This is a genomic window from Nonomuraea sp. NPDC049625 (genome assembly GCF_040675285.1).
GTDB lineage: Bacteria > Actinomycetota > Actinomycetes > Streptosporangiales > Streptosporangiaceae > Nonomuraea > Nonomuraea angiospora_A.
Genome location: NZ_JBFAOQ010000002.1, coordinates 357239 through 381161, shown reverse-complemented (window position 1 = coordinate 381161; position 23923 = coordinate 357239). Strand labels below are relative to the sequence as shown.

26 protein-coding genes and 1 riboswitch are annotated in these 23923 nt (G+C 72.1%); of the genes, 1 reads left to right on the top strand and 25 read right to left on the bottom strand.

Annotation, left to right across the window (positions count from 1 at the left end; genetic code table 11):
• Positions 1-197 precede the first annotated feature (197 nt).
• The 11 genes from AB0J87_RS09165 to AB0J87_RS09115 form a co-directional block, all read right to left on the bottom strand.
• On the bottom strand, positions 198-605 hold the full coding sequence (locus AB0J87_RS09165; protein WP_350729151.1) for a DUF3040 domain-containing protein: 408 nt from the start codon (positions 603-605) through the stop codon (positions 198-200).
• A gap of 229 nt (positions 606-834) precedes the next feature.
• A complete protein-coding gene (gene dinB, locus AB0J87_RS09160; RefSeq protein ID WP_350729150.1) occupies positions 835-2076 on the bottom strand; it encodes a DNA polymerase IV in 1242 nt (413 codons plus the stop codon).
• 47 nt (positions 2077-2123) lie between these two features.
• On the bottom strand, positions 2124-2876 hold the full coding sequence (locus AB0J87_RS09155) for a methyltransferase domain-containing protein (RefSeq protein ID WP_363963671.1): 753 nt from the start codon (positions 2874-2876) through the stop codon (positions 2124-2126).
• Positions 2877-3115: 239 nt separating this feature from the next.
• Positions 3116-3454 carry an MmcQ/YjbR family DNA-binding protein gene (locus tag AB0J87_RS09150; protein WP_363963669.1) on the bottom strand — a complete coding sequence of 113 codons (339 nt, stop codon included), beginning with the start codon at positions 3452-3454 and terminating at the stop codon, positions 3116-3118.
• 270 nt (positions 3455-3724) lie between these two features.
• Positions 3725-4135 (bottom strand): transcription antitermination factor NusB, encoded by a 411-nt coding sequence (nusB, locus tag AB0J87_RS09145; RefSeq protein WP_357728756.1) that lies wholly within the window; start codon positions 4133-4135, stop codon positions 3725-3727.
• 1 nt (position 4136) lies between these two features.
• Entirely contained in the window at positions 4137-4697 is a 561-nt protein-coding gene (gene efp / locus AB0J87_RS09140; RefSeq protein WP_350729143.1) for an elongation factor P, read from the bottom strand.
• 26 nt (positions 4698-4723) lie between these two features.
• Positions 4724-5761: an aminopeptidase P family protein gene (locus AB0J87_RS09135; RefSeq protein WP_363963667.1), complete on the bottom strand. Its 1038-nt coding sequence runs from the start codon at positions 5759-5761 to the stop codon at positions 4724-4726.
• Between the two features lie 70 nt (positions 5762-5831).
• The gene (locus AB0J87_RS09130; RefSeq protein WP_363963665.1) at positions 5832-7496 is read right to left on the bottom strand and encodes a serine/threonine-protein kinase; all 1665 of its coding nucleotides are present in this window, start codon (positions 7494-7496) and stop codon (positions 5832-5834) included.
• A 124-nt stretch (positions 7497-7620) separates the two neighbouring features.
• Positions 7621-8910, bottom strand: a complete 1290-nt coding sequence (locus AB0J87_RS09125) for a dicarboxylate/amino acid:cation symporter (RefSeq protein WP_363963663.1) — start codon at positions 8908-8910, stop codon at positions 7621-7623.
• 90 nt (positions 8911-9000) lie between these two features.
• Positions 9001-9063, bottom strand: coding sequence for a putative leader peptide (locus tag AB0J87_RS09120; protein ID WP_350729229.1), 63 nt, complete (start codon positions 9061-9063; stop codon positions 9001-9003).
• A gap of 72 nt (positions 9064-9135) precedes the next feature.
• Positions 9136-10176, bottom strand: coding sequence for an LLM class F420-dependent oxidoreductase (locus AB0J87_RS09115; protein ID WP_350729135.1), 1041 nt, complete (start codon positions 10174-10176; stop codon positions 9136-9138).
• Positions 10177-10270: 94 nt separating this feature from the next.
• Here AB0J87_RS09115 and AB0J87_RS09110 point away from each other — a divergent pair, with 94 nt between their 5' ends.
• On the top strand, positions 10271-11158 hold the full coding sequence (locus AB0J87_RS09110) for an endonuclease/exonuclease/phosphatase family protein (protein WP_363963661.1): 888 nt from the start codon (positions 10271-10273) through the stop codon (positions 11156-11158).
• Here the strand turns inward: AB0J87_RS09110 and AB0J87_RS09105 are convergent.
• From AB0J87_RS09105 to fmt, 14 genes are all read right to left on the bottom strand, one after another.
• Entirely contained in the window at positions 11144-11722 is a 579-nt protein-coding gene (locus tag AB0J87_RS09105; protein ID WP_363963660.1) for a nucleotidyltransferase family protein, read from the bottom strand. The two genes, AB0J87_RS09110 and AB0J87_RS09105, sit on opposite strands and share 15 nt — an antisense overlap.
• Positions 11719-12810 (bottom strand): XdhC/CoxI family protein, encoded by a 1092-nt coding sequence (locus tag AB0J87_RS09100; RefSeq protein WP_363963658.1) that lies wholly within the window; start codon positions 12808-12810, stop codon positions 11719-11721. Before AB0J87_RS09100 ends, AB0J87_RS09105 begins: the two co-directional genes overlap by 4 nt.
• Positions 12803-13879 carry a VWA domain-containing protein gene (locus AB0J87_RS09095; protein ID WP_363963656.1) on the bottom strand — a complete coding sequence of 359 codons (1077 nt, stop codon included), beginning with the start codon at positions 13877-13879 and terminating at the stop codon, positions 12803-12805. Before AB0J87_RS09095 ends, AB0J87_RS09100 begins: the two co-directional genes overlap by 8 nt.
• On the bottom strand, positions 13872-14738 hold the full coding sequence (locus AB0J87_RS09090; RefSeq protein WP_363963654.1) for a MoxR family ATPase: 867 nt from the start codon (positions 14736-14738) through the stop codon (positions 13872-13874). Before AB0J87_RS09090 ends, AB0J87_RS09095 begins: the two co-directional genes overlap by 8 nt.
• Before the next feature lie 95 nt (positions 14739-14833).
• A complete protein-coding gene (locus AB0J87_RS09085) occupies positions 14834-15286 on the bottom strand; it encodes a PH domain-containing protein (protein WP_363963652.1) in 453 nt (150 codons plus the stop codon).
• A gap of 19 nt (positions 15287-15305) precedes the next feature.
• On the bottom strand, positions 15306-15773 hold the full coding sequence (ribH, locus tag AB0J87_RS09080; protein ID WP_192792225.1) for a 6,7-dimethyl-8-ribityllumazine synthase: 468 nt from the start codon (positions 15771-15773) through the stop codon (positions 15306-15308).
• Positions 15774-15840: 67 nt separating this feature from the next.
• A complete protein-coding gene (locus AB0J87_RS09075) occupies positions 15841-17058 on the bottom strand; it encodes a bifunctional 3,4-dihydroxy-2-butanone-4-phosphate synthase/GTP cyclohydrolase II (protein ID WP_355191694.1) in 1218 nt (405 codons plus the stop codon).
• Entirely contained in the window at positions 17055-17714 is a 660-nt protein-coding gene (locus AB0J87_RS09070; RefSeq protein ID WP_363963650.1) for a nicotinamide mononucleotide transporter family protein, read from the bottom strand. Before AB0J87_RS09070 ends, AB0J87_RS09075 begins: the two co-directional genes overlap by 4 nt.
• Positions 17711-18301 (bottom strand): riboflavin synthase, encoded by a 591-nt coding sequence (locus AB0J87_RS09065; RefSeq protein ID WP_363963648.1) that lies wholly within the window; start codon positions 18299-18301, stop codon positions 17711-17713. The genes AB0J87_RS09070 and AB0J87_RS09065 overlap by 4 nt, the downstream gene beginning before the upstream one ends.
• Complete coding sequence (ribD, locus tag AB0J87_RS09060) at positions 18301-19596, bottom strand: bifunctional diaminohydroxyphosphoribosylaminopyrimidine deaminase/5-amino-6-(5-phosphoribosylamino)uracil reductase RibD (RefSeq protein ID WP_363963647.1); 1296 nt, start codon at positions 19594-19596, stop codon at positions 18301-18303. The genes AB0J87_RS09065 and ribD overlap by 1 nt, the downstream gene beginning before the upstream one ends.
• 111 nt (positions 19597-19707) lie before the next feature.
• Positions 19708-19838: riboswitch (FMN riboswitch) on the bottom strand.
• 75 nt (positions 19839-19913) lie between these two features.
• Positions 19914-20723, bottom strand: coding sequence for an oxygenase MpaB family protein (locus AB0J87_RS09055; protein ID WP_363963646.1), 810 nt, complete (start codon positions 20721-20723; stop codon positions 19914-19916).
• A gap of 30 nt (positions 20724-20753) precedes the next feature.
• Positions 20754-21416, bottom strand: a complete 663-nt coding sequence (rpe, locus tag AB0J87_RS09050; protein ID WP_363963645.1) for a ribulose-phosphate 3-epimerase — start codon at positions 21414-21416, stop codon at positions 20754-20756.
• A gap of 62 nt (positions 21417-21478) precedes the next feature.
• Positions 21479-22951 (bottom strand): transcription antitermination factor NusB, encoded by a 1473-nt coding sequence (locus AB0J87_RS09045; RefSeq protein ID WP_363963643.1) that lies wholly within the window; start codon positions 22949-22951, stop codon positions 21479-21481.
• A gap of 42 nt (positions 22952-22993) precedes the next feature.
• Positions 22994-23920, bottom strand: a complete 927-nt coding sequence (fmt, locus tag AB0J87_RS09040) for a methionyl-tRNA formyltransferase (protein WP_363963641.1) — start codon at positions 23918-23920, stop codon at positions 22994-22996.
• Positions 23921-23923: the final 3 nt, after the last annotated feature.

Genomic DNA, 23923 nt, shown 5'->3' with positions numbered 1-23923 from the left:
AACGCCGGCGCCTGGCCGGGCTCACCTTTGGGGGCAGAGGACGGGCGGCCGCCGGTTGCGCCTGGGCCGGACGAGCGTTTTTCGGGAGCGGAAAACGCCGGCGCCTGGGCGGACGAGCGCACGACGGGACCCGGAAGGGCCGCCTCCCACACGAGGACCGCCCGGACGCGTGTCCGGGCGGCTCCGCAGGTCAGCGGTCAGCGCTCATCGTTGCGGCGGCGCCAGCGCTCTTCCATGCGCTCCATGAACGTCCCCCGGCGCGGCCGACGGGCTTGCTTGCCCGGAGGAGGGGCCGAGCCCGAGGCGGGCGCGGAGTCACCGAACCCGTTCATGCGTTTCCAACTGGACAGGCCCCACAGACACGCGGCGAGCATGACCACGAAACCGCCGACGCCGAGAGGGATCAGGGCACTGCCACTCATCACCACGCCGACCATCATGATGACGACGCCGAGAGCAAAGCCGATGGAGGCCTTGATCAGACGACGCTTGTAATGGCTGCGCGGGTCACTGATCCTTACGGTGTTGGCCCACTTCGGGTCCTCGGCGTAGAGGGCCTGCTCGATCTGGTCGAGCAAGCGCTGCTCGTGCTCAGAGAGCGGCACGGCGCCTCCCAAGGACAGCCCCAGGACGGGGAAGACGGCAACGGACGACACGGGGTGTCCGAACCTCGCGGTCGGTTATCCCCAGAATACGAGGCTGTAGACGTAGGCGAAAGCAAACGTCCAACGCAGACCAAACCGGAGGTGTCGTCATGGCTCCATTGTGGCCCATCTCGCCCCCCTTCCCCCAAAATCGCGACACCGATGCCCCATAAAAATCCGGACATCTGCGTCATGTCTCTACATCATCAAGCTTGCCACGTACGAGCGATGCTGGGAGCACCGCATCGGGACCGAATCGCCGGATCGCCTTGTCCATGGCCTGTTCGGCCTCGCGCCAGCCGGTCTCCCGCTCTCCGATGCCGAGTTGGTGGGTGGCCTCGCCCGCGGGGCGCAGGTTTTCCATCCTCACGCCGACCAGGCGCAGCCGCACGCGCTGGAGGCCGGCCGCCTCGAACAGCTCGCAGGCTGTGGCATAGATCACCTGGGCCACGTCGGTCGCCTCGCGCAGTGTGCGCGAGCGGTTGATCGTCGTGAAATCAGCGCGGCGGAGCTTCACACTTACAGTCCTTCCCACGTGTCCGCCCTTACGCATCCTGGCGGCCACCCGCTCGGAAAGACGCAGCAACTCCCGCTTGATCACCTCGGGATCGTCCACGTCGGCCGCGAACGTCTCCTCGTTGCCGATGCTCTTGTCGGGCACGTGGGCGCTCACCGCCCGCTCGTCACGGCCCCAGGCCAGCGCCGCCAGGTGGCCGCCCACGGCCTGCCCTAGCTCGCGCTGGAGGGTGGCGGGCGGCACCCTGGCCAGGTCGCCTACCGTGCGGATGCCGAGGCGTACGAGAGACTGCTCGGTGCGCTCGCCGACGCCCCACAGCGCCGAGACCGGCAGCGGGTGGAGGAAGTCGACGACCTGGTCGGCGGGCACCACCAGCAGCCCGTCGGGCTTGCACTGCTTGCTGGCCAGCTTCGCCACGAACTTGCTGCTCGCCACGCCGACCGAGCACGTGATGCCGTAGCGGTCGAGGACCTGCTCCCTGATCATGGCGGCGATGACGGCGGGCGGGCCGAGCCGGCGCCTGGCGCCCCCGACGTCGAGGAACGCCTCGTCGGACGCGATGGGCTCGACCATCGGGGTGATCGTGTGGAAGATCTCCATGACGCCCTTGGAGACCTCGGAGTATTTGCCGTGGCTGGGCGGGATGATCGTGGCCTGCGGGCAGAGCCGGCGCGCCCTGCTCATCGGCATGGCGGAGTGCACGCCGTGGGCCCTGGCCTCGTACGTGGCGCTGAGCACGACGCCGCGCCCCGCGGGCGAGCCCACGATCACCGGGCGGCCGCGCAGCTCGGGACGCTCGAGCAGCTCGACGCTGGCGAAGAAGGCGTCCATGTCGACGTGCAGGATCGGGCAGCCGCTGTCGTCGGCCCCGGTGCGTGGAGCGGGGCCGATGCCGGTGATCTGCTTGCGAGACACGCCGCCGATTCTATCCGAACATGCGTTCTATACCCAGTGCCGGCGCCTCATGACCTGTGCGCGAGCACGTGCAGCTGAGTAGCGATGTCGCGCAGCACGGGGTGGGTGGCGGCGACCTGCTCGAGGGCGACGAGCGCCTCGGCGGCGCCGGGCTCGCCGTCGACGAGCCTGCTCGGGACCAGGTCGGCGAAGACGCGCACGCCGTGGACGGCGCCGACGGCGAACCCGGTCGCGGCCAGCAGCTCGGAGAGCGTCTCGGCGTCGAAGCGCCTCGGGGTGGGGTCGCGGTCGCCCCAGGTGCCCCGCGGGTCGTCGAGCACGGCCCGCGCCTCGTCGAACTGCCCCGCGAGCGCCCGGTGGATGGCGCTGCCGACGGGGTTGGCGGTCAGCACGCTCACCGCTCCGCCCCTGCGCAGCACGCCCGCGACGGCGGTCAGCGCGCTGATCGGGTCTTCGACGTATTCGAGCACGCTGTGGCAGAGCACCAGATCGGCGCTGTCGCGGCTGAGCAGCTCTCCCAGGTCGGCGGCGTCGCCCTGCAGGGACCGCACGCGCACGCCCTTCTCCTTGGCGCGGCGCTCGAGCGCGGCCAGCGAGTCGGGGCTCGGATCCACGACGGTCACGGCGTGACCCAGCGCCGCCAGCGGCACGGCGAACCCGCCGGTGCCGCCCCCGGCATCGACGATGTCGAGCCCCTCCCGGCCGGTCGCCGCCGTCCGTTCGGCCAGCGCGGACCGCAACGCGTCCCAGACGACGGCGGTCCGCACCGCCGGGGTCCTCGTGACGCCTTCAGCACGCAACGTCGGCTCGCCTCCCTCTCCCCTCGCGACGGCCCGCGCTCCGGGCCCTCGCGATCGCGCACATCGTGAACTGCGCTTCTTCGCGGTCGGGCCCCAGCCTACGCCGTGCGCCGCTCCCCCGCTCGCCGTCACCGGCACCGCCCGCTCCCGGGTCGCGCACGCCGCCCGGGCGGGTCGCCGTCAATGCCGGGGTAGCGGGGTCAGGCGGCGAGGTCAGGCGGCGGGGTCAGGTGGCGGGGTCAGGCGTCGAAGCCGGCGGCCGGCCGCTTGGGCGCCCGCAGCCGCCAGGCGTCGGTCAGCAGCTCGCCCATCTCCTCGGCGTCCACGGCCCCGAGCCGCACCAGCACGGCGGCGGACCCGTCGTAGTGCGGGGTCGTGAAGAACGCGGCCGGTTCGGCCGCGATCAGCCCCGCCTTCTCCTCCTCGGAGCCCACCGGCAGCACCAGCACGTCGCCCTCCTCACGCACCCGGGCGTACCACTTGCCGCGGACGTAGAAGGCGGGCGTGCCGTACATGGTCCTCTCGACGGTCCCGGGCAGCGCCAGGGCGAGCCGGCGTACGTCGTCCTCGGTCACCATGCCCACACGATACGCACCGCCGGACGAGCGGCAAGGGGCGCGTCGCGGCTGGTGACGCGCCACTTGTCCGCACGCCCCCTGGCCACAGGTCAGGCTTGCGCGCATAGGCGCCCGGCCGTGTGACAACGCACGGCCCTCGTCTCGGCGAGCCGTGCGGGCAGGCGTCGTGTTGTGTCTTCGGACCCTTGTTTTTGGAAGGTACGCCTTGTTGCTTGGAAGGTACGCCTTGTTGCTTTGGAACGTACCCCGAACTCGGCCTTTTGACGGTGTCTAAAGGGTGAGGCTTGGCTTGAGCTGCTTGAAGCGGGCCAGCAGCCCGTTCACGAACTGCGGCGACTCGTCCGTGGACAGCTCACCCGCCAGGTGCACCCACTCGCTGATCACCACACCCTCGGGCACGCCGGGCATCCAGAGCAGCTCGTACGTGCCCCCGCGCAGCAGGTTGCGATCGACGGCGGGCATCCGGTCGAGGGTCCAGCCCTCGGCGTAGGTGGTGATCAGCTCGTCGATGCGCGCGTGGTGCCTGGCGACGCCCTCGACGATGGTCGAGGTGTATTCGTTCACCGGGGGCTCCTGCCGCTCCACGCGTTCGGCGAGGATCTTCAGCGGATCCTCGCTGCGCAGCTCGGCCTCGAAGAGGATGTCAAGCGCCCGCCGGCGTGCTTTGCCGCGTGCCGACACCTCAGGCCCGGCCGAGGTAATCGCCGCTGCGGGTGTCGACCTTGACCTTCTCACCGGTGGTGATGAACAGCGGCACCTTGATCTCGGCGCCGGTCTCCAGCGTGGCGGGCTTGGTGCCGCCGGTGGAGCGGTCGCCCTGCAGGCCGGGCTCGGTTTCGGCGATGGTCAGCTCGACCGCGGCGGGCAGGTCGACGTAGAGGGCCGAGCCCTCGTTGAACGCGACCGTGGCCAGAGTGTTCTCCAGCATGTAGTTGGCGGCGGTGCCGACGGTGTTGTTGGGCACGTTGACCATGTCGTAGGTCTCGGTGTCCATGAACACGAAGTCGTCGCCGTCCTTGTACGAGTACTGCATCTCGCGCTTGTCGACGTTGGCCACGTCGACCTTCACGCCGGCGTTGAAGGTCTTGTCGACGACCTTGCCGGAGAGGACGTTCTTGAGCTTGGTGCGCACGAACGCGCCACCCTTGCCCGGCTTGACGTGCTGGAACTCGACCACGGCCCAGAGCTCACCGCCCTCGAGCTTCAGCACCATGCCGTTCTTGAGGTCGTTGGTCGTCGCCACTCGTTCTTCTCCCGCGTGCGGCCGCTCTAAAGGACGAGCAGCTCCTTGGTCGTCTTCGTGAAAAGTTCCGGCCCGCCCTCACGTGTCACCAGGGTGTCCTCGATGCGAACCCCGCCCCGGCCCGGGAGATAGACCCCGGGCTCGACGGTGATCGGAACTCGATCCTCTAGTCTACCGGTCCGCGAAGGGCCGAGGAACGGCTCCTCGTGGATCTCCAGGCCGACTCCGTGTCCCAGCCCGTGCCGGAAGCGGCTCCCGTACCCCGCGTCCTCGATGACGGTACGGGCCGCCGCGTCCACCTCCCTGGCCCCCGCGCCCGGCGCGAGCGCGTGCCTGCCGGCCCGCTGCGCCTCGGCGACCAGGTCGTAGATCTCGCGCTGCCAGTCCGTCGGCGGGCCCAGGCAGACCGTCCTGGTCATGTCGGCGTGGTAGCCCTGGTAGCGGGCGCCGAAGTCGATGGTGACCAGGTCGCCGGCGCGCAGCTCCCTGCCGGAGGGGGCGTGGTGCGGGATCGCGCCGTTCTCACCTGCGGCCACGATCGTGTCGAACGCGGGCTTGTCGGCGCCCAGCTCGGTCATGCGGTTGTCGAGGAGGCGGGCGAGGTCGCGCTCGGTGATCCCCGGGACGATTTTCCCTGAAATATCGGCAAATGCCTGGTCGGTGATCTCGCAGGCCGTACGGAGGAGCTCCAGCTCGCCGTCGTCCTTGACCGCCCGCAGCAGCTCCACCACCGGCTCCAGCGGCACCAGCCCCCCGCCCAGGCGCCGGTACGTGGCCACGCTCATCCACGCCGCCTCGATCCCGGCCCCCGGCTCCACCAGCGCGCTCTCCACGTCGTACGCCTCGACCGACGGCACGTCCAGCGTGCGGGCCACCTCGATGTAGCGGTTGTCGGTCGCCAGCAGCGCGGTGCCGTCGGCCCTGACCAGGACGGCGGCGTTCGAGCTGACCAGCCCGGTGAGGTAGCGGACGTTCACGGGCGAGGTGACGAGCAGGGCGGTCACCTCGCGGGCGGGCAGCAACCCGGCGAGGCGGGCCCGGCGTGCCACGTAGTCGACGCTCATGGCGCCAATGTACGTGTTCCGCCCCTGGCGTCACTATCGCCCGCCACCCGGCCGAGCCCGCCTGGAGCTCCTAGTCGTCGGGCAGCCGCCAGTCGTCCATGACCTGAGCCGCCGGCCCGGACCCGCCCATGTCGCCCTTCTCCTGCGCCCGCCTCAGGTCGTGGTAGACGCCGGCGACCTGGTCGATCCCCGCGTCGATGCGGCCCTCCTCGAACTTCCTGGCGGCCTTCCTGATCTTGTCGCGGGCCTTGCCGGCGACCTTGGGGTCGATCGCGCCCATGGCCTGCTGGGCCATCAGCGCCTCGTCGAACTCCGACAGCCACTTGCGCCAGCCGCCCGGCGGCATCGCCTCGCCCAGGGTGGCCTTGGGCTGGACCGTCTCGCGCAGCGAGGTCGGCCCCAGGGTGCTCACCAGGCCGGGCGTGGCGTCCGGCGTGGGCTCCTCGGTGGGGAGCGTGCTCGGCAGTGTGGTCGGCAGCATGGTCGGTTCGGCGGTCGGGGTGGAGGCGGTCAGCGGCTCCTCCTTCCTCGCGCCCGCCCACATCACCATGACGACGGTCACCACCGCGATGACCACCACGGCGGCGCCGAGCTGGAGGATGAGCTTGCGGTTCGACGCCGGGGCGGGCTCGAGGTCGCCCGCCTGGTAGACGGCGGTGTCACCGGCCCTCGGAGGCGGCCCGCCGTGCCCGGGGACCTGGAAGACCTCGGTCGATCCGTCGCCCCCGAACGTCCCGGCCCCGGGCGCGCCGCCCGGCCCACTGGACGGCACGCCGCCGTCCCGGAAGGAAACGCCCGTCACGGGCATGGCCGCCCCGGGCGGAGGCGACCCGGCGGGAGCCGCCCCGGGGTGGGGCGCCCCAGGGTGAAGCGACCCGGCGGGAGCCTGCCCGGGCCCGGGCGGCATGGGCGGCGCCGCGGCGGGCGGTGCGGCCGGGTTGGCGCGCGGCCGCGCGATGGCGGCCAGCGCCCGCCGGATCGCCTCACCGCTGCCGGGCCGCTGCGCGGGATCCTCGGCGATCATGGCCAGCACGAGCCGATCCAGCTCCGCGGACACCTCGGCCCTCGACGCGCTCGGCGGAGCGGGCACACCCCGCCCGGAAGCGCCGCCGGAATCATCCCCCGCCTCGCCGCCGAAGGGCGGGCGGCCGCACAGGAGCTCGTAGCAGACGCACCCCAGCGCGTACAGGTCCCCGGCGGCCGCGGCCTCCTGCCCCGCCGCCCGCTCGGGCGCCACGTACCGCGGGTCCCCCGGCACCCGGTCGTCCATCCCGAACCCGACGACCTTCAGCACCCCGCTCCCGGCCATCCGGAAGCTGTGCGGGGCGACGTGCCCGTGCACGACCCCCGCCCGGTGCGCGGCGTCGAGCCCGGCCGCGGCCTGCCCGATGAGGTCGCACACCTCGACGATCGGCAGCGGACCGCGCGCGGCCAGCTCCTCACCCAGGCTGGGGCCGGTGAGGAACTCCATCACCAGGAACGGCGCCCCGTCGTGGTCGCCGACGTCCAGCACCATGGCCACGTTCGGATGGATGACCCGGGCCACGGCCTGGGCGTGCTGCCTGAGCACCTCCCGGGTCGCACCCCCCGCCACCCGGGCGCCGAGCACCTTCACGGCCACGACCCAGTCGGCCCGCGTGTCGTACCCTCGCCACACCTCACCCATCGGCCCGCTGCTGATGCGCTCGTCGAGCCGATACCGGTCAGCGACCAAGGACGGCGTCGCGTCGGACATATCCCCGCCAATTACTCGAAAATCAGGATTTCCGACCACCATAGGGCCCCGCAGACACTGCCGCCCCATCATCCCGCCGGGCGGGATGATGGGGCGGGATGATGGGGCGGGCCGGGCGGCGAGGTCAGGCCGCCGCGGGCTGCGGCACGCGCCCCACAGGCGCGGCGACGTCCAGCGGCTGGGGAGGCGCGTTGAAGACGGCCTCGTCCAGACGGCCCTCCGAGCGCGCCACCAGGACGGGGACGACGAGCTGCCCCGCGACGTTGGTGGCGGTGCGGATCATGTCGAGGATCGGGTCGATGGCCAGCAGCAGGCCGACGCCCTCAAGGGGCAGCCCCAGCGTGCTGAGCGTGAGCGTCAGCATGACGATCGCGCCGGTCAGGCCCGCCGTGGCGGCCGAGCCGACCACCGACACGAACGCGATCAGCAGGTAGTCGCCGAACCCGAGGGGCACGCCGAACACCTGGGCCACGAAGATCGCGGCCAGCGCCGGGTAGACCGAGGCGCACCCGTCCATCTTGGTGGTGGCGCCGAACGGCACGGCGAAGGAGGCGTAGTCGCGGTCCACGCCGTTGCGCTCGACGGTGACCCGCTGCGTCAGCGGCAGCGTGCCGACGGACGAGCGGGAGACGAAGGCCAGCTCGATCGCGGGCCACGCGTTGCGGAAGAACTGGACGGGGTTGACCTTGCCCCACACGGCCAGCACCGTCGGGTAGACGGCCAGCAGCACGATGAAGCAGCCGATGTACACCCCGGCGCTGAACTTGGCCAGCGGCGCCAGCAGGTCCCACCCGTACGTGGACACGGCCTTGCCGATCAGGCCCGCGGTGCCGAGGGGGGCCAGGCGGATGACCCACCACAGCGCCTTCTGCACCAGCTCCAGGACGGAGCGGGCGAGGTTCAGGAACGGTTCGGCCTTCTCGCCGGCCGCCAGGGCCGCCGCGCCGAGCACGACCCCCAGGAAGACGATCTGCAGGACCTTCACCTCGGTGAAGGCGGTGACGATGTTGGTGGGCAGGATGCCGGTGACGAAGTCGAGCCAGGTGCCCGCGCCCTCGGTGTCCACGGCCTTGGCGGCGGCGGTGTCGAGGGTGACGCCCTGGCCGGGGTTGATGAGCAGGCCGAGGCCGATCGCGAGCGCCACCGAGACGAACGCGGTGACGAGGAACCACAGCAGCGTCTTGGAGGCGAGCCTGGCAGCGCCGTTGACGTTGCGCAGGTTGGCCACGCTGACCAGCACGGCGGTGAAGACCAGGGGCGGCACGGCGAGCTTGAGCAGCTGGACGAAGATCTGCCCGATCCGGGTCAGCGTCTCGGCCAGCCAGGCCACGTCCCAGATCTTGGCGACGAAGCCCAGCGCGATGCCGGCCGCGAGGCCGGCCAGCAGTTGCAGGGAGAAGGAGAATCTCTTCATGGGTGGGGGAAGCTCCCGGGAAAGGGCATGCCGGCCCGCCGCGCGAGCGGGCATGCCAGGTGAGGAAGGGGTGATCGAGGCTGACGCGGTTCAGCGACAGAGCGATCCGTGCAACCGGCACAGATCGATGTGCAGCCGCTCGACGAGCCACACGAACACCAGGGAGAACCTCACGAGCTCCCACAACACCCGCTAAAACGGACGTATTCCGCTAAAGGGTGTGACTCACCCCACAATGTCCTTGATCAGCTCAATCAGCCGCACCCGCTCCTCGTGCGTCCTGCCGAGCGGCGCCACATTCAGTGTGGTCACCCCGGACTCCTTCATCGCCTGGACGCGGTCGCGCACGAACCCCTCGCTGCCGATCAGCGACATGCTCTCCAGCAGCTCGCCGGGCACCAGGGCGGCCGCCTCGTCCTTCTTGCCCTCGAGGTAGAGGTCCTGGATCCGCTCGGCCTCCTTCTCGTAGCCGTAGCGCCTGGCCAGGTCGTTGTAGAAGTTGCGGCCCTTGGCGCCCATGCCGCCGATGTAGAGGGCCGCCATCGGCCGCCCGAACTCCAGCAGCCCGGCCACGTCGTCGCCGATCGCCAGGGACGCCTGCGCGATCACGTCCAGCTCGCCCAGCTCGGGGTCGCGCTTCTCCTTGCCGGCGGCCAGCGACCGGCCCCACACGTCGGCGGCCTTCTCGGGCACGTAGAAGATCGGCTCCCAGCCCTCGGCCAGCTCGGCGGCGAGCTCGACGTTCTTGGGCCCGATGGCGGCGATCACGATCGGGATGCGGGGCCGTACCGGGTGGTTGATGAGCTTCAGCGCCTTGCCCAGGCCCGTGCCCTGGTCGGGCGGGAGCGGCAGCGTGTAGTGCTTGCCCTCGTGCACCAGGCGCTCGCGCCGCCACACCTGGCGGCAGATCTCGATGACCTCCCTGGTACGCCCGAGCGGCGCCGTGTACGGCACCCCGTGGAAGCCCTCGATCACCTGCGGCCCCGACGCGCCGAGGCCGAGCGTGAAGCGCCCGTCGGAGACGTAGTCCAGGCCCGCGGCCGTCATGGCCAGCAGCGTCGGCGTGCGGGAGTAGATCGGCAGGATGCCGGAGGCGATCTCCAGCCGCTCGGTCCTGGCCGCGATGTACCCCATCTGGCTGACGGCGTCGAAGCTGTAGGCCTCGGCCACGAAGACGATGTCGAGCCCGGCCTTCTCGTAGTCCGCCAGCTCGGCCACCGTCTCCTTGAAGCCGCCCGAGTAGTTGAGTGCCATACCGATGCGCATGCCGGGCTCCCGATGAAACCGAATGATATTCCGTTGCGACGCGAACAGGCTATCGCGTCGGCGTGGCGGGCAGGGAGCCACTAGCCTGGATCAGGTGCTGAGTCGGCTGGTCGTCATCCTGTCCGCCGTGGTCGCCGTGGCCATGGCCGGACACCAGCTGATTCCTGCGCTCGGCGGGTTCACGCCGGTGATGGAGAGCCTGCTGCCCTGGCTGGGGGTGACCGTCCCGCTGCTGCTCCTGGCCGCCGCGCTGGCACGCTCCAGGGCGGCCGTGATCGCGGCGCTGGTGCCCGGGGTGGTGTGGGCGGCGATGTTCGGCTCCACGCTGCTGCGCACGCCGCCGGGCGGCCCGAGCGACCTGGCCGTCGGCACGGTCAACGTGGGCGTGACCAACAACGCCTCGGGCGAGGCCGTCCGCATGATCGCCAAGGACCTCGACCTGCTGGCCGCCCAGGAGCTGACCAGCGGCGGCCCCGCGGCCAAGCAGCTCAACAAGATGTTCAAGTACCACTATCCGGTCAGCACGGTCGGCCTGTGGAGCCGCTACCCGATCAGCGAGCCCAAGCCGCTCGACATCGGCCTGGGCTGGCCGCGGGCGCTGCGCGCGGTGGTCGCCACCCCCAAGGGCAAGGTGACCGTCTACGTCATGCACCTGGCCTCGGCCCGCCCCGGGGAGACCGCCTCGCGCGACGTCTCTCTCGCGCACGCGCGACAGCTCATCGACGACGACCCGAGCAAGCGCATCCTGCTGCTCGGCGACCTCAACACCGCCACCACCGACCGGGGCATGCGGGGGCTGACCCCGCCGCTGAGCGACGCGCAGATCGTGGCGGGCGACGGGTTCGGGTTCACGTGGCCGTCCGAGTTCCCGATCACCCGGCCCGACCACATCCTGTTCAAGGGCATGACGGCGACCAAGGCGGGCGTCGCCCCCGCGACCGGCAGCGACCACCGCGCCGCCATCGCCTCACTGCGACTCTAGGTGCGGCTCCAGCAGCCGCAGGTCCTGGGGCGTGTCGATGTCGGCCGGGTCCCCGTGCTCGTCGCACGGCACCTCGGTGACCAGCTCGGGGTGCGCCTTCATGAACGGCCGCGCCCCCACGTCCCCCACGGCCAGCTCCGCCACCTCGGCGAAGTGCCCGCGGGCGATCAGCACCGGGTTCCTGCGCCTCCCCTCGTAGGTGGCGACCGCCAGCCCGGCGCCCGAGGCGATCAGCGCCCGTACCGCACCCGGGCCGATGAACGGCTGGTCGACCAGCGCGATCACCACGGACTCGGCCTCCTGCGGCAGCGCGGCGAGCCCGACCCGCAGGGACGAACCCATGCCGGACGCCCAGTCCGGGTTGCGCACGGTCACCGCGCCGCGCACCTGCACGGTGGCCGCGCCGAGCACGACCACGACAGGATGGCAGCCGCCCTCCTCCAGCAGCCGCACGCCGCGGTCGACCAGGCGCTCGCCCGCGTACTCGACCAGCGCCTTGGGCGTGCCCAGCCGGGCGCCCTCCCCCGCGGCCAGCAGCAGCCCGGCCACCTTCGCGCTCTTCATGCGCCCTCGTGGTGAATGCGGCCCTCGGTGCTGGACAGCGGGCGGCCCGAGCCGCCCCAGCGGAGCTGGATCAGCTCGGCGGCGATCGACACGGCCGTCTCCTCGGGGGTGCGCGCGCCGAGGTCGAGCCCGATGGGCGAGCGCAGCCTGGCCAGCTCCGCGTCGGTGAGCCCGGACTCGCGCAGCCGGGCGAGCCGGTCCTCGTGGGTGCGGCGCGAGCCCATGGCGCCCACGTACCCGGCGTCGGTGCGCAGGGCCACCTCCAGCAGCGGCACGTCGAACTTGGGGTCGTGGGTGAGCACGCAGATCACCGTGCGCTGGTCCACCTGGACGGAGGACAGGTAGTCGTGGGGCCACTTGACCACGACCTCGTCGGCGTCGGGGAAGCGCTTGGCGGTGGCGAAGATCGGGCGCGCGTCGCAGACCGTGACGTGGTAGCCGAGGAACTTGCCCACCCTGGCCACCGCCGCCGCGAAGTCGATCGCCCCGAACACCAGCATGCGCGGCGGCGGCGCGAACGACTGCACGAACACCGCCAGGTCGTCCAGGCGCCGCTCACCCTCGCCGCCGTAGTGCCTGATGCCGGTCAGGCCCTGGGCGAGCATGCCGCGCGCGTCGTCGTCCACGGCCTCGTCGAGCCGGTCGAGCCCGAGCGTGCCGGACGAGCGGTCCGGCCAGATGACCCGGCGGGCGCCGATCTGGCCGGGGCCGGAGACGATGGTGGCGACGGCCACCGGCTCGTGCGCGTCCACGGACATCGCGATCTCCCCCAGCTCGGGGAAGGTCTCGATCGAGATCGGCTCGACGAGGATGTCGATGATGCCGCCGCAGGTGAGCCCGACCGCGAACGCGTCGTCGTCGCTCACGCCGTACCGCTGCAGGACGGCCTCGTCGACCTCGGCGGCCAGCTCGAACACCGCGCCCTCGACGCACCCGCCGGACACGCTGCCGACCACCTCGTCGCCGCGCACCGCCATGGCCGCGCCCGGCGGCCTGGGCGCGCTGCTGAACGTGCTCACCACCGTCGCCAGCCCGAACTTGAGCCCCGACCTCCACCACCTCATGATCTCCGGCAGCACGTCACGCATGGGCCAGCCTTTCGCTGAGTCGCTCGTAGGCGGCCAGGCTGTGCCCGGCCACCAGGTCGTCCACGTACGGCAGGGCGGCCCGCATACCGCCCGTGAGAGGCTGGTAGTCCTCATACCCCTTGTGCGGGTTGACCCAGATCACCCGGTGCGCCTGCCTGGCCAGCCTGGCCATCTGCGCCCGCAGCAGAGCGGGGTCGCCGCGCTCCCACCCGTCCGAGGCGATCACGGCTGTCGCCCCGCGCGCGCTGTAGCGGGACAGGTACTCCTTGAGCTCGTCGCCCAGCCGGGTCCCGCCGCTCCAGTCGGGGATGGCCTTGGAGACCTCGTTGAGGGCGGTGCCGGGGTCGCGGTGGCGCAGCTCGGCGGTGAGCGGGGTGAGCCTGGTGCCGACCGAGTAGACCTTGGTGGCCCGGGGCTCGCTCCTGACCAGCGCGTGGGCGAAGCGCAGCAGGGTCTCGGCGTACGGGGCCATCGAGCCGCTGACGTCCACGAACAGGACGACGGTACGCGGACGGGTGGTGTGCCTCTTGTGCCGGAGCCGGGCGATGTCGCCCTTCCTGAGCGCGTCGCGGATGGTGCGGCGCGGGTCGAGCACGCCCCGGTGGGCGCCCTCGAAGCGGCGCGAGCGCCGTCGCTCGCGGCCGCACCTCAGCATGGCCAGCATCCGGTGCACCTCGGCCCGCTCGGCCTCGGTCAGCCGGGCCACGTCGCGGTGCCGCAGCACCTCGGCCCGGCTCGCCGTCGCGGGCGCGGCCGTCCCCTCGTCGCCGCCGTCCGCCTCGCCGCGCGTCTCGGCCGCCAGGTGCCGGGTGACGCTGGTCGTGCTCGTACGGGCGACGCTCGCCCGCATCCCGCCGAAATACGCGGCGAAGCACCGGTCGTAGCGGGGCAGGTCGTCGGGTGTGGCGCAGAGCGTGAGCCGCCCGGCCCAGTAGACCTCGCCGGAGTCGGTCACGTCGAGGTGGTCGAGCGCCCTGAGCATGTTCTGGGTCCGCTCGTGGTCGGCGGCGACGCCGGCCGCACGCAGCGTCCTGGCGAACGCCGTCATCGTGGCGACCAGCTCATCCATGGGCCAGCAGCCCGTTGCCGAGCACGTTCGAGACGTCCTCCCGGTATTTCAGGGCCGCCCCCAGGGTCGCCGCGGCCAGGGCGGGATCGAGCTCCTTGGCCCCCAGCGTCAGCAGCGCCTCGGTCCAGTCGAGCGTCTCGGCCACGCCCGGCGGCTTGACCAGGTCCGCCTGCCGCAGCCGCTCGGCCGCCCGCGCCACCTGCACGGCCAGCGTCTCGGTGCAGCCGGGCAGCCGGCGCAGCAGGATGGCGACCTCGCGGTCGAAGCTGGGGTGTTCGAGCCAGTGGTAGAGGCAGCGCCGCTTGAGCGCGTCGTGCACCTCGCGCGTCCTGTTGGAGGTGACCACGACCACCGGCGGCTTCGTGGCCTTGACGGTCCCGAGCTCGGGGATGGAGATCGTGAAGTCGGAGAGCACTTCGAGCAGGAACGCCTCGAACTCGTCGTCGGCCCGGTCGATCTCGTCCACGAGCAGCACGCTCGGCTGCGTCTCGATGGCCTTGAGCAGGGGCCGCGCGATCAGGAACCGCCTGTCGTAGATCTCCCCCTCCAGCCGGCCCACGTCGGTGACGCCCGCGGCCTCCGCGGCCTTCAGGTGGAGCAGCTGGCGCGCGAAGTCCCAGTCGTACAGCGCCTGGGCGGCGTCCAGCCCCTCGTAGCACTGGAGCCTGATGAGGGGCGCCTTGAGCAGCGTCGCCAGCGTCTTGGCGAGCTCGGTCTTGCCGACTCCCGCCTCTCCTTCGAGGAAGAGCGGCCGGCCCATCCTCAACGCCAGGAAGGCCGCCGTGGCCAGCCCTTCGTCGGCCAGGTAGGCGTGCCGGTCGAGGAGCTCGATGAGCTTGGCCGGCGACTCGATGTCCATTGCCCTGATTGTCCGCCGCAGCACTCCTTCAGGCTACGTCGACACCCGGTCCGGCGATATTCGCCCGCCGACCATGACACGGGGTCATCGACCGGCTACTTCTCGCGAGCCTCGCCGCGCTCCCGGATCAGGGCCTCCAGCTCGGCCGTGGCCCGGACGGCGCGGGCCTTCTCCGAGCCCTGGATGCCCATGGCCCCGATGGTGCGCCCGTCGGAGGTGTCGATCTTCGGCCAGGGGTCGCCCACCAGCAGCGTGACCTCCAGGATCTCCGGCCACGAGTAGCGGTGGGTGCGGGCGGCGTTGACGATGGTGACACCCTCGTCGTCCGCCTCCACCCGCACCCGCCCCAGCATGTGCAGCACGAACGCCACCGCGCACCCGAACGCCACGATCGCCAGCCGGTCGGGCAGCTTGAACGGCTCGGCGATGAAGACCGCCATGATCACCGACCCGAGCACGATCACGGCGGCGGAGCCGTACGCGACGATCCGCGGTCTGCGGGGACGCCAGGTGACGGGCAGGGACGGTGGAGTGATCGGCTCGGGCACGAAGGAAACCTACCGCAGGCTAGTGGAGGTCCCGCAGGAGGAGGGCGGTCTCCAGCGCGGCGACGGCCGACTCGTATCCCTTGTCCTCCTTGCTGCCCGGCAGGCCCGACCGATCGAGGGCCTGGTCCAGGGTCTCGCACGTGAGGACGCCGTTGCCGACGGGCGTCTCCTCGTCCAGCGAGATCCGGGTCAGGCCCGCGGTCACCGAGTCGCAGACGTAGTCGAAATGGGCGGTCTCGCCCTTGATGACCGCACCCAGCGCCACCACCGCGTCGCAGCGGCGGGCCAGCGCCTGGGCGACCACCGGGATCTCCAGCGATCCCGGCACCCGCACCACGGTCGCCGTGGCGCCGCTGTCGTCGCAGGCCTGCAGGGCACGCGCCACCAGCTGATCGGTGATCTTGGCGTGCCAGCTGGCCGCCACCACCCCCACGCTCAGCCCCGAGGCGTCGGGCGCCGCGACGCCCGGCCTGCCTTCGCCGCTCATGCGGCCTCCTCCGTCGGCCGCATGAGCGGCACCCGGCTGTGTCTGATTGGTCGCTCGCTACGCTCGCTCACGATGCCTCCGAGATGTGATGGCCGAGGCGGTCGCGCTTGGCCGTGAGGTAACGCTCGTTGTGCGGGTTCATGGCCACGGGCAGGGGCTCGCGGCCGAGGACCTTGATGCCGTACCCGTCCATGCCCTTGAGCTTGGCCGGGTTGTTGGTGAGCAGCCGCACCGACCTGACGCCGAGATCGGCCAGGATCTGCCCCGCGTTGGAGAACTCCCGCGCGTCCACCGGCAGCCCCAGCTCCACGTTGGCGTCGACGGTGTCGCTGCCGTTGTCCTGCAGGTTGTACGCCTTGAGCTTGGCCAGCAGGCCGATGCCCCGGCCCTCGTGGCCGCGCAGGTAGACGACCACGCCGCGGCCCTCCTGGGCGATGGCCGACATGGCGTTGCCGAGCTGCACCCCGCAGTCGCAGCGCAGCGAGCCGAACACGTCGCCGGTCAGGCACTCGGAGTGGGCCCGGACCAGGATGTTCTCGCCGTCGGACAGGTCGCCGAAGACGAGCGCGACGTGCTCGCCGCCGTCGAGCGCGCTGGCGTAGCCGTAGACCCGCCACATCCCGTACGCGTTCGGCAGCCGCGTCTCGGCCACCCGCGTGACCATGCTCTCGGCCCGGCGGCGGTAGTCGACGAGATCCTCGATGGAGACCAGCGCCAGGTCGTGCTCGTCGGCGAAGCGGCGCAGCTCGGGCAGCCTGGCCATGGTGCCGTCGTCGTTGACCACCTCGGCCAGCGCGCCCGCGGCCGACAGGCCGGCGAGCCGGGCCAGGTCCACGGCCGCCTCGGTGTGGCCGCGCCTGGCCAGCACGCCGCCCTCGTGGTAGCGCAGCGGGAAGACGTGCCCGGGGCGCACCAGCTCGTTGGGCTCGGTCGCGGAGTCGGCGAGCGTGCGGATGGTCTGCGCCCGGTCGGCCGCGGAGATGCCCGTGGTGACGCCGTCGCGGGCGTCCACGGTGATCGTGTACGCCGTGCGCATGCGCTCCTTGTTGTGCACCACCATGAGGGGCAGCCCGAGCCGGTCGAGCTCCTTGCCCTCCATGGCCACGCAGATCATCCCGCTGGTGTGCCTGATCGTGAACGTGCACAGGTCCACCGTGGCCTTGGCCGCGGCGAAGATGAGGTCGCCCTCGTTCTCCCTGCTCTCGTCGTCGACCACGACGACGGGCCGGCCGTTGCGGATGTCGTCGATGGCCCGCTCGATGGGGTCCAGCTTGATGTCACTCATGGCGCCACCGCCACGCCGACCTCGGCCGCCCGGTATTCACGCAGCCACTTCACGAACCCGATCACCACCAGAACGAAGAAGATCCCGTACACCCACCCGGAGACCACCAGCCCCGAGCTGAACGCCAGCGGCACGCCCACCAGGTCGACGGCCACCCACACGATCCAGAAATCCACCAGTGCCCGGCCCTGCGCCCAGGTGGCCATCGCGCTGCCGACGAAGATGTAGGCGTCGGCGGCCACCAGGAAGGCGCCCTTCGGCAGCGGCACCTGCGCGCCCCACGACAGGCCGGTGACGAAGAACAGCAGGCCGACCAGGGCCGTGCCCAGCAGCATCCCGCCGATCAGCAGCGACCGCTCCCACCACGCGGCGGGGCGGACGCGCAGCTGCTTGCCGTCCTGCGTGCCGCGCCGCCACGCCCACCAGCCGTAGACCGCCAGGCCCGCGAACAGGGCCTGCTTGAGCGCGTTCCCGGTGATGTGCGCGTTGATCGAGGCGATGAACAGCAGCACCGAACCGGCGAACTGCACCGGCCAGGTCCACATCGACTTGCGCATGGCGAGCAGGACCGTCGACAGGGCGGCGATATTGCCGATCAGGTCCGTCCAGAGCACATGAGTGCCGAATACATCGAATCCGGCGTCGGCCCAGTTCACTGCCTGACCACCAGCCTTTCCACATACTTCGCGATCACGTCGACCTCGATGTTCACGGTGTCACCCACCTGGCGCTCGCCCATGGTCGTGAGCTTGAGCGTGGTGGGGATGAGGCTCACACCGAAGCTGTCGTCATCAACCGTGGTCACCGTCAGGCTGATTCCGTCGATCGCGATCGAGCCCTTCTCCGCCACGTACGGGCTCAGCGCCTCGGGGAGCGAGAACCGCACGTCGTCCCAGCTCTCGCCGGGTTCCCTGGACAGCAGCACGGCGGTGCCGTCCACGTGGCCCTGCACGATGTGGCCGCCGAGGCGCTGGTCGGCGCGTACGGCCCGCTCCAGGTTCACGGAGGAGCCCTGCTTCAGCCCGCCGAGGGAGCTGCGGTCGAGCGACTCCCTCATCACGTCCACGGTGAACACGCCGTCCTCGACCTCGACGACGGTGAGGCACACGCCGTTGACCGCGATCGAGTCGCCGTGCCTGGCGTCGGAGGTGACGACCGGGCCGCGCACCGACAGCACGGCCCCGCCGCCCGCCTGGTCGATGGCCACCACTTCGCCCTTTTCCTCAATGATTCCGGTGAACATCACTGCTCCCTGCCTGGTTGGGTGGCAGGCCGGGCGATCAACCGCACATCCGGCCCTATGGGGGAAATTTCGTCAAAAGTCAGGCGGTGCATCTCGCCGATCGTCCCCACCCCGGCCGCGCCGAGCGCGGCCCGCCCGGAGCCGAGCAACGCGGGGGCCAGGTACGCGACCACGCGATCCACCAGGCCCCGCCGCAGGAACTCCCCGGCGAGCGTGGGGCCGCCCTCCACGAACACGCTGACGACCTCGCGCGCGGCCAGCTCCTTGAGGAGGGCTTCGAGGTCGAGGCCGTGGCCGTCGCGGGGCAGGCGGAGGAGGTCGGCCTTGAGCCCGGTGTCGGCGTCCTCGGCGATGGCGACGAGCGTGGGGGCGCTGTCGTCGAGCACCCGGGCGTCCTGCGGCGTCCTGCCCCGCGTGTCGAGCACGACCCGCAACGGCCGCCGCCTGCCCGCTTCCCCACCTCCCGCCCCGCCGCCGGGACGCGTCTCCGATACGGGGGCCACCCGGCCGACGCGCGCCTCCGAACCGCGACCGGCCGACGCGGAACCGGCCGAGGCGGGGTCGTTTGTGGGGCCGTTTGTGGGGCCGTTTGTGGGGCCGTTTGTGGGGCCGTTTGTGGGGCCGTTTGTGGGGCCGTTTGTGGGGCCGTTTGTGGGGCCGGGGCGGGCCGTGAGGTGGGGGTCGTCGGCGAGGACGGTGCCGATCCCGGCGACGATCGCGTCCGCGGCGGCCCGCAGCCGGTGCACGTCCGCCCTGGCCGCGGGTGAGGTGATCCACTGGCTGGTCCCGTCCTCGGCCGCCGACCGCCCGTCGAGCGTGGCCGCGAACTTCCAGGTCACGTGCGATCGCCCGAGCCGCGCGTACGTCAGCCACTCCTCGTTGACCCGCTCCGCCTCGGCGCCCAGCACCCCGGACGTCACCGAGACCCCGTGCGCCCGCAGCCGGGCAGCGCCGCCGGCCGCCTTGGGGTTGGGGTCCGGCACCGCGATCACCACCCGCGCGACCCCCGCCGCCAGCAGCGCCAGGCTGCACGGCCCCGTCCGGCCGGTGTGGTCGCAGGGCTCGAGGGTCACGTACGCGGTGCCGCCCCGCGCCCGCTCCCCCGCCTGCGCCAGCGCCACGACCTCGGCGTGCGGCCCGCCCGCGTACGCGTGGAAGCCCTCGCCCGCCACCTGGCCGCCGGCGTCGAGCACGACGCAGCCCACGACGGGGTTGGGGCTGGTGGTGCCGTGTCCGTGCCCGGCCAGTTCGACGGCGCGCGCCATGTGCGCGGCGTCCTGCGCGGGTATCTCCACCCCGGGGTACTCCTACTCGCCAGTAGCTCCAAGCCACGGCGGGCCCCGGGGGATTTCGGCCCTGATCCTGCTGTGCATCAGGGCAGGCGCCCGGCTGGGACACCGGACACCTCGCGCGCTTCCTCCCATCCGGACTTTAACCGTCGGTCCCGGAATTTCACCAGGTCAACCGGCCGATGGCATCGGCCGGGTCGCGGACTGTAACCGCCGGTTCGGAATTACACCGACCCCGGAGCACGCTAGCTCTCTTGGCTACCAGTGTGCCATGCCCGAATTGCCCTGCGCGACCGGCCCGGCATATTTGACCAAGCGCTAGGTCAAGCGGCCATGAGCCGGCGCGCCCGCCGGGCGGCGGGGCTGTAGAGGACGTCCCCCGGGACCAGGCCGATCCCGGTCTGCAGGGTGCGCAGGGTCGCCGTGGCCCACAGGTCGCCGACCGGAGTGGCGGGCAGCCCGTACAGCCGTCTCGCCCAGCGCGGCAGCGTGGCGAACGACAGCAACGTCAGCGCGGGCAGCGCGGGCTTGAGCGGGGTCAGCATGCGCGGGAGCGGGGCGTTCAGCGACAGGCGCAGCGGGTGGGCCGCCTCGGGGACGAACCGCAGCCCCGGCCGCGCGGCGTCGATGTAGTCGCGCAACTCGGCCACCGACCCCGGAACGTCCTCCGCCTTCAACCCCACCACCTCGGCCGCCCGCCGCCACTCCGCCACGAACGCGTCGGCCTCGGCGTCCGTCAGCCGCACCCCGGCCCGCCGGGCGACCGACAGGTAGGAGTCGACCTCGCCGACGTGGACCCAGCGCAGGGCGTCCGGCTCGTCCAGGTGGAAGGTGACGCCGGTGTCGGGGTCGTAGGCGGTCAGGTTCTTGTGGATCTTGCGGACGCGCCGCCCCGCCCGTTCGACCTCGGCATCGGTCCCGTACGTACGCACGCGTACGAACTCCGTGGTCCGCACGAACCGCGACCAGGCCTCATGGGGATCCATGAGCGCGGAGTTCTGCAGCACCCCGCGCATCGCCCGCGGATGCAGGCCCTGCATCAGCAGCGCCCGGATGCCGCCCACCAGCAGGATCGGCTCGCCCATCACCCGCCACGTCACCGAGCGGGGCCCGAAGATCCCATGGTCGCCCATAAGTGAATGGTTACCCAGGCGATGGGTGATTTATGCGCTTTTGAGGGTGGCGGCGGCCCGGAGAGCGTCAACGGCGGCGCTCGGGTCGGAGGCGCCGTAGACGGCACTGCCCGCCACGAACACGTCGGCGCCCGCGTCCGCGCACCGCTCGATCGTGCCCGCGTCGACTCCCCCGTCGACCTGCAGCCAGACCCGCCCGCCGTGCCGCTCGATCATCTGCCGCGCCCGCCGGACCTTGGACAGCACCCCGTCGAGGAACTTCTGCCCGCCGAACCCCGGCTCCACGGTCATCAGCAGCAGCATGTCGACCTCGGCCAGCAGGTCTTCGTACGGCTCGACGGGCGTGGCCGGGTTGAGCGCGAGACCGGCCCTGGCGCCGAGCGAGCGGATCTCGCGCAGCGTCCTGATCGGCCCCTTGGCCGCCTCGGCATGGATGGTCACGCTGCCCGCCCCGGCCTCCGCGTACTGCGGCGCCCAGCGGTCGGGGTCGTCGATCATGAGATGGCAGTCGAGCGGCGTCGGGGTCGCCTTGCGCAACGCCTCGACCACGGGCAACCCGATGGTGAGGTTGGGCACGAAGTGGTAGTCCATGACGTCGACGTGCAGCCAGTCGGCATTGGGCACGGCGGCGGCCTCGTCGGCGAGCCTGGCGAAGTCGGCGGCGAGGATGCTGGGCGAGATCTGTACGGCCATGATTCGGCAAGTCTAGTGAACGGCCCGCGCCCTGCTCCCATCAGTCCGGCGGGCCGATCGGATCACGCCTGGGGACGCTTGCGGAGCAGGGCCAGGAACATGGCGTCGGTGCCGTGCCGGTGCGGCCAGAACTGGACGTGCGGGCCGTCGCCCAGGTCGTCGGCCTCGGGCAGGTAGGCGCGGGCGTCGAGCTGTTCGACGTCGTCCCGGCGCGCCACCACGTCCCCGACCACGACCCGGGTCTCGGCCAGGTGCGGGGAGCACGTGACGTACGCCACGACACCGCCGGGGCGTACGGCGTCCAGCGCGGTGCCGAGCAGCCGCCGCTGCAGCCTGCCCAGCTCGGCGATCCCGTGCGGATCCCGCCGCCAGCGTGCCTCCGGCCGCCGCCGCAGCGCTCCCAGACCGGTGCAGGGGGCGTCGAGCATCACGCGGTCGAACACCCCGGGCCGCCACGCGGGCTCGGTGCCGTCCGCCGTGAGCACGGTCGCGTCCCTGGTCGTCTGCCAGACCAGCCGCGCCCGGTGCTGCTGCAGGTCGGCCGCCACCAGCCGGGCGCCCCCGGGGAAGGCCGTCGGGCCGGTGCCGGCGGCCGGGGCGCGGTCCCTGGCCTCCTTGCTCAGCCCCGCGAGGTCCCCATGGGTGGCGATGGCGTCGAGCAGGCCCGCCTTGCCGCCGGGACCCGCGCACATGTCGAGCCACAGCTCGTCGCCGTCCCCCTCCAGGGGGACGCGGGTCAGGGCCAGCGCCACCAGCTGGCTGGCCTCGTCCTGGACGGCGGCGCGGGTCTCGGCCACGGCCTCGATCTGGCCCGGATCGCCCTCGCGCAGGTAGGCCGCGTACGGCGAATAGCGGGCGGGGAGGGCGCCCACGGCCTCGAGCTCCTCCACCGAGCTGCGCCCCGGCCGCGCCACCAGCGTCACCAGGGGGCGGGCGTTGTCGGCGTCGAGCAGGTCGGGCATCTCGTCGGGCCCGCCGAGCGCGTCGCGGAAGGCGGAGACGATCCAGCGGGGGTGGCCGTAGGCGATCGCCAGATGGCCGACCGGGTCGTCGGCCGGGTCGGGCGCGACGATGGGCACCCACTCTTCGAGCGTCCTGGAGCCGATCTTGCGGAGCACCGCGTTGACGAACTTGGCCGCCCCGGCGCCGATGCGCAGGCGTACGAGATCGACGGTGGTGCCGACGGCCGCGTGCGGCGGGACGCGCATGCGCAGCAGTTGGTGCGCGCCCAGCCGCAGCGCGTCGCGCACGTCCGGGTCGGGCACGCGGTCGCTGCACATCTCGATGACGGCGTCGTAGGTTCCGAGCCCGCGCAGCGTCCCGTAGGCGAGCTCGGTCGCCAGCGCGGCGTCGCGCCCCCTGATGCCACGATCGCGCAGGAGCCGTGGCAGCAGCAGGTTGGCGTACGCGTCGCGCTCGTCGACCGCGCGTACGACGTCGAAGGCCGCGTTGCGGGCGTGGTCGCGCGTCGGCCTCGGCGGCCTGCGCGTCCCGCCGCCCCTGCCTCCGGCGCCCTGGTCCCCCCTCGTCCTCATCCCCTCAGACTTCCCTCACGCCTCGTGCGCCGGCCCGCCGGATCACTTGAAGATCTCTTTACTCTCCGGGCGAACCCCGCGGGCCCACTCCACGGCCCCCATGAGCCGCTTGCCCTGCGGCTGCACCTCACCCAGCTCCACCGCGTCGGTGGCCGTCCCGACCAGCACCCTCGCCTTGGAGGCGGCGATCTCGCCCTCGGGCAGCCGCTCGCCGGGCACCATCCGCACGGGCCCCAGCTTCACCCGCTGCCCCCGGAACTCGCTCCACGCCCCGGGCGCCGGGCTGCAGGCCCGGATCCGGCGGTCGACGTGCATGGCGGGCTTGGTCCAGTCGATCCGGGCGTCGACCACAGTGATCTTGGGGGCGATGGTCACGCCTTCGGCGGGCTGCGGCCGGGCCTCCAGGCTGCCGTCCTCGACGCCGTCGAGGGTGGCGGCCAGCAGCCCCGCCCCCGACACCGACAGCCGCTCCAGCAGCGACCCGCTGGTGTCGTCCGGGCGGATCTCCTCGGTCACCACGCCGTAGACGGGCCCGGCGTCCAGCTCCTTGACGATCTGGAACGTCGTGGCCCCGCCGATCTCGTCGCCGTGCAGGATCGAGTGCTGCACGGGGGCGGCCCCGCGCCAGGCGGGCAGGATCGAGAAGTGCAGGTTGATCCACCCTTGGCGAGGGATGTCCAGCGCCGACTGCGGCAGCAGGGCCCCGTACGCGACCACCGGGCAGCAGTCGGGCTCAAGCGCGCGCAGCCGGTCGAGGAACTCCGGGTCGCCGGCCTTGGCCGGGCGGAGCACCTCGATGCCCGCCTCCTCCGCGAGCTCGGCCACCGGCGAGGGGTGGACCTTGCGCCCGCGCCCGGACTGGGCGTCGGGGCGGGTGACGACCGCGACGACCTCGTGGCGCGGCGAGTCGATCAGGGCGCGCAGCGACGGCAGCGCCGTCTCCGGCGTGCCCGCGAAGACGAGACGCATGCT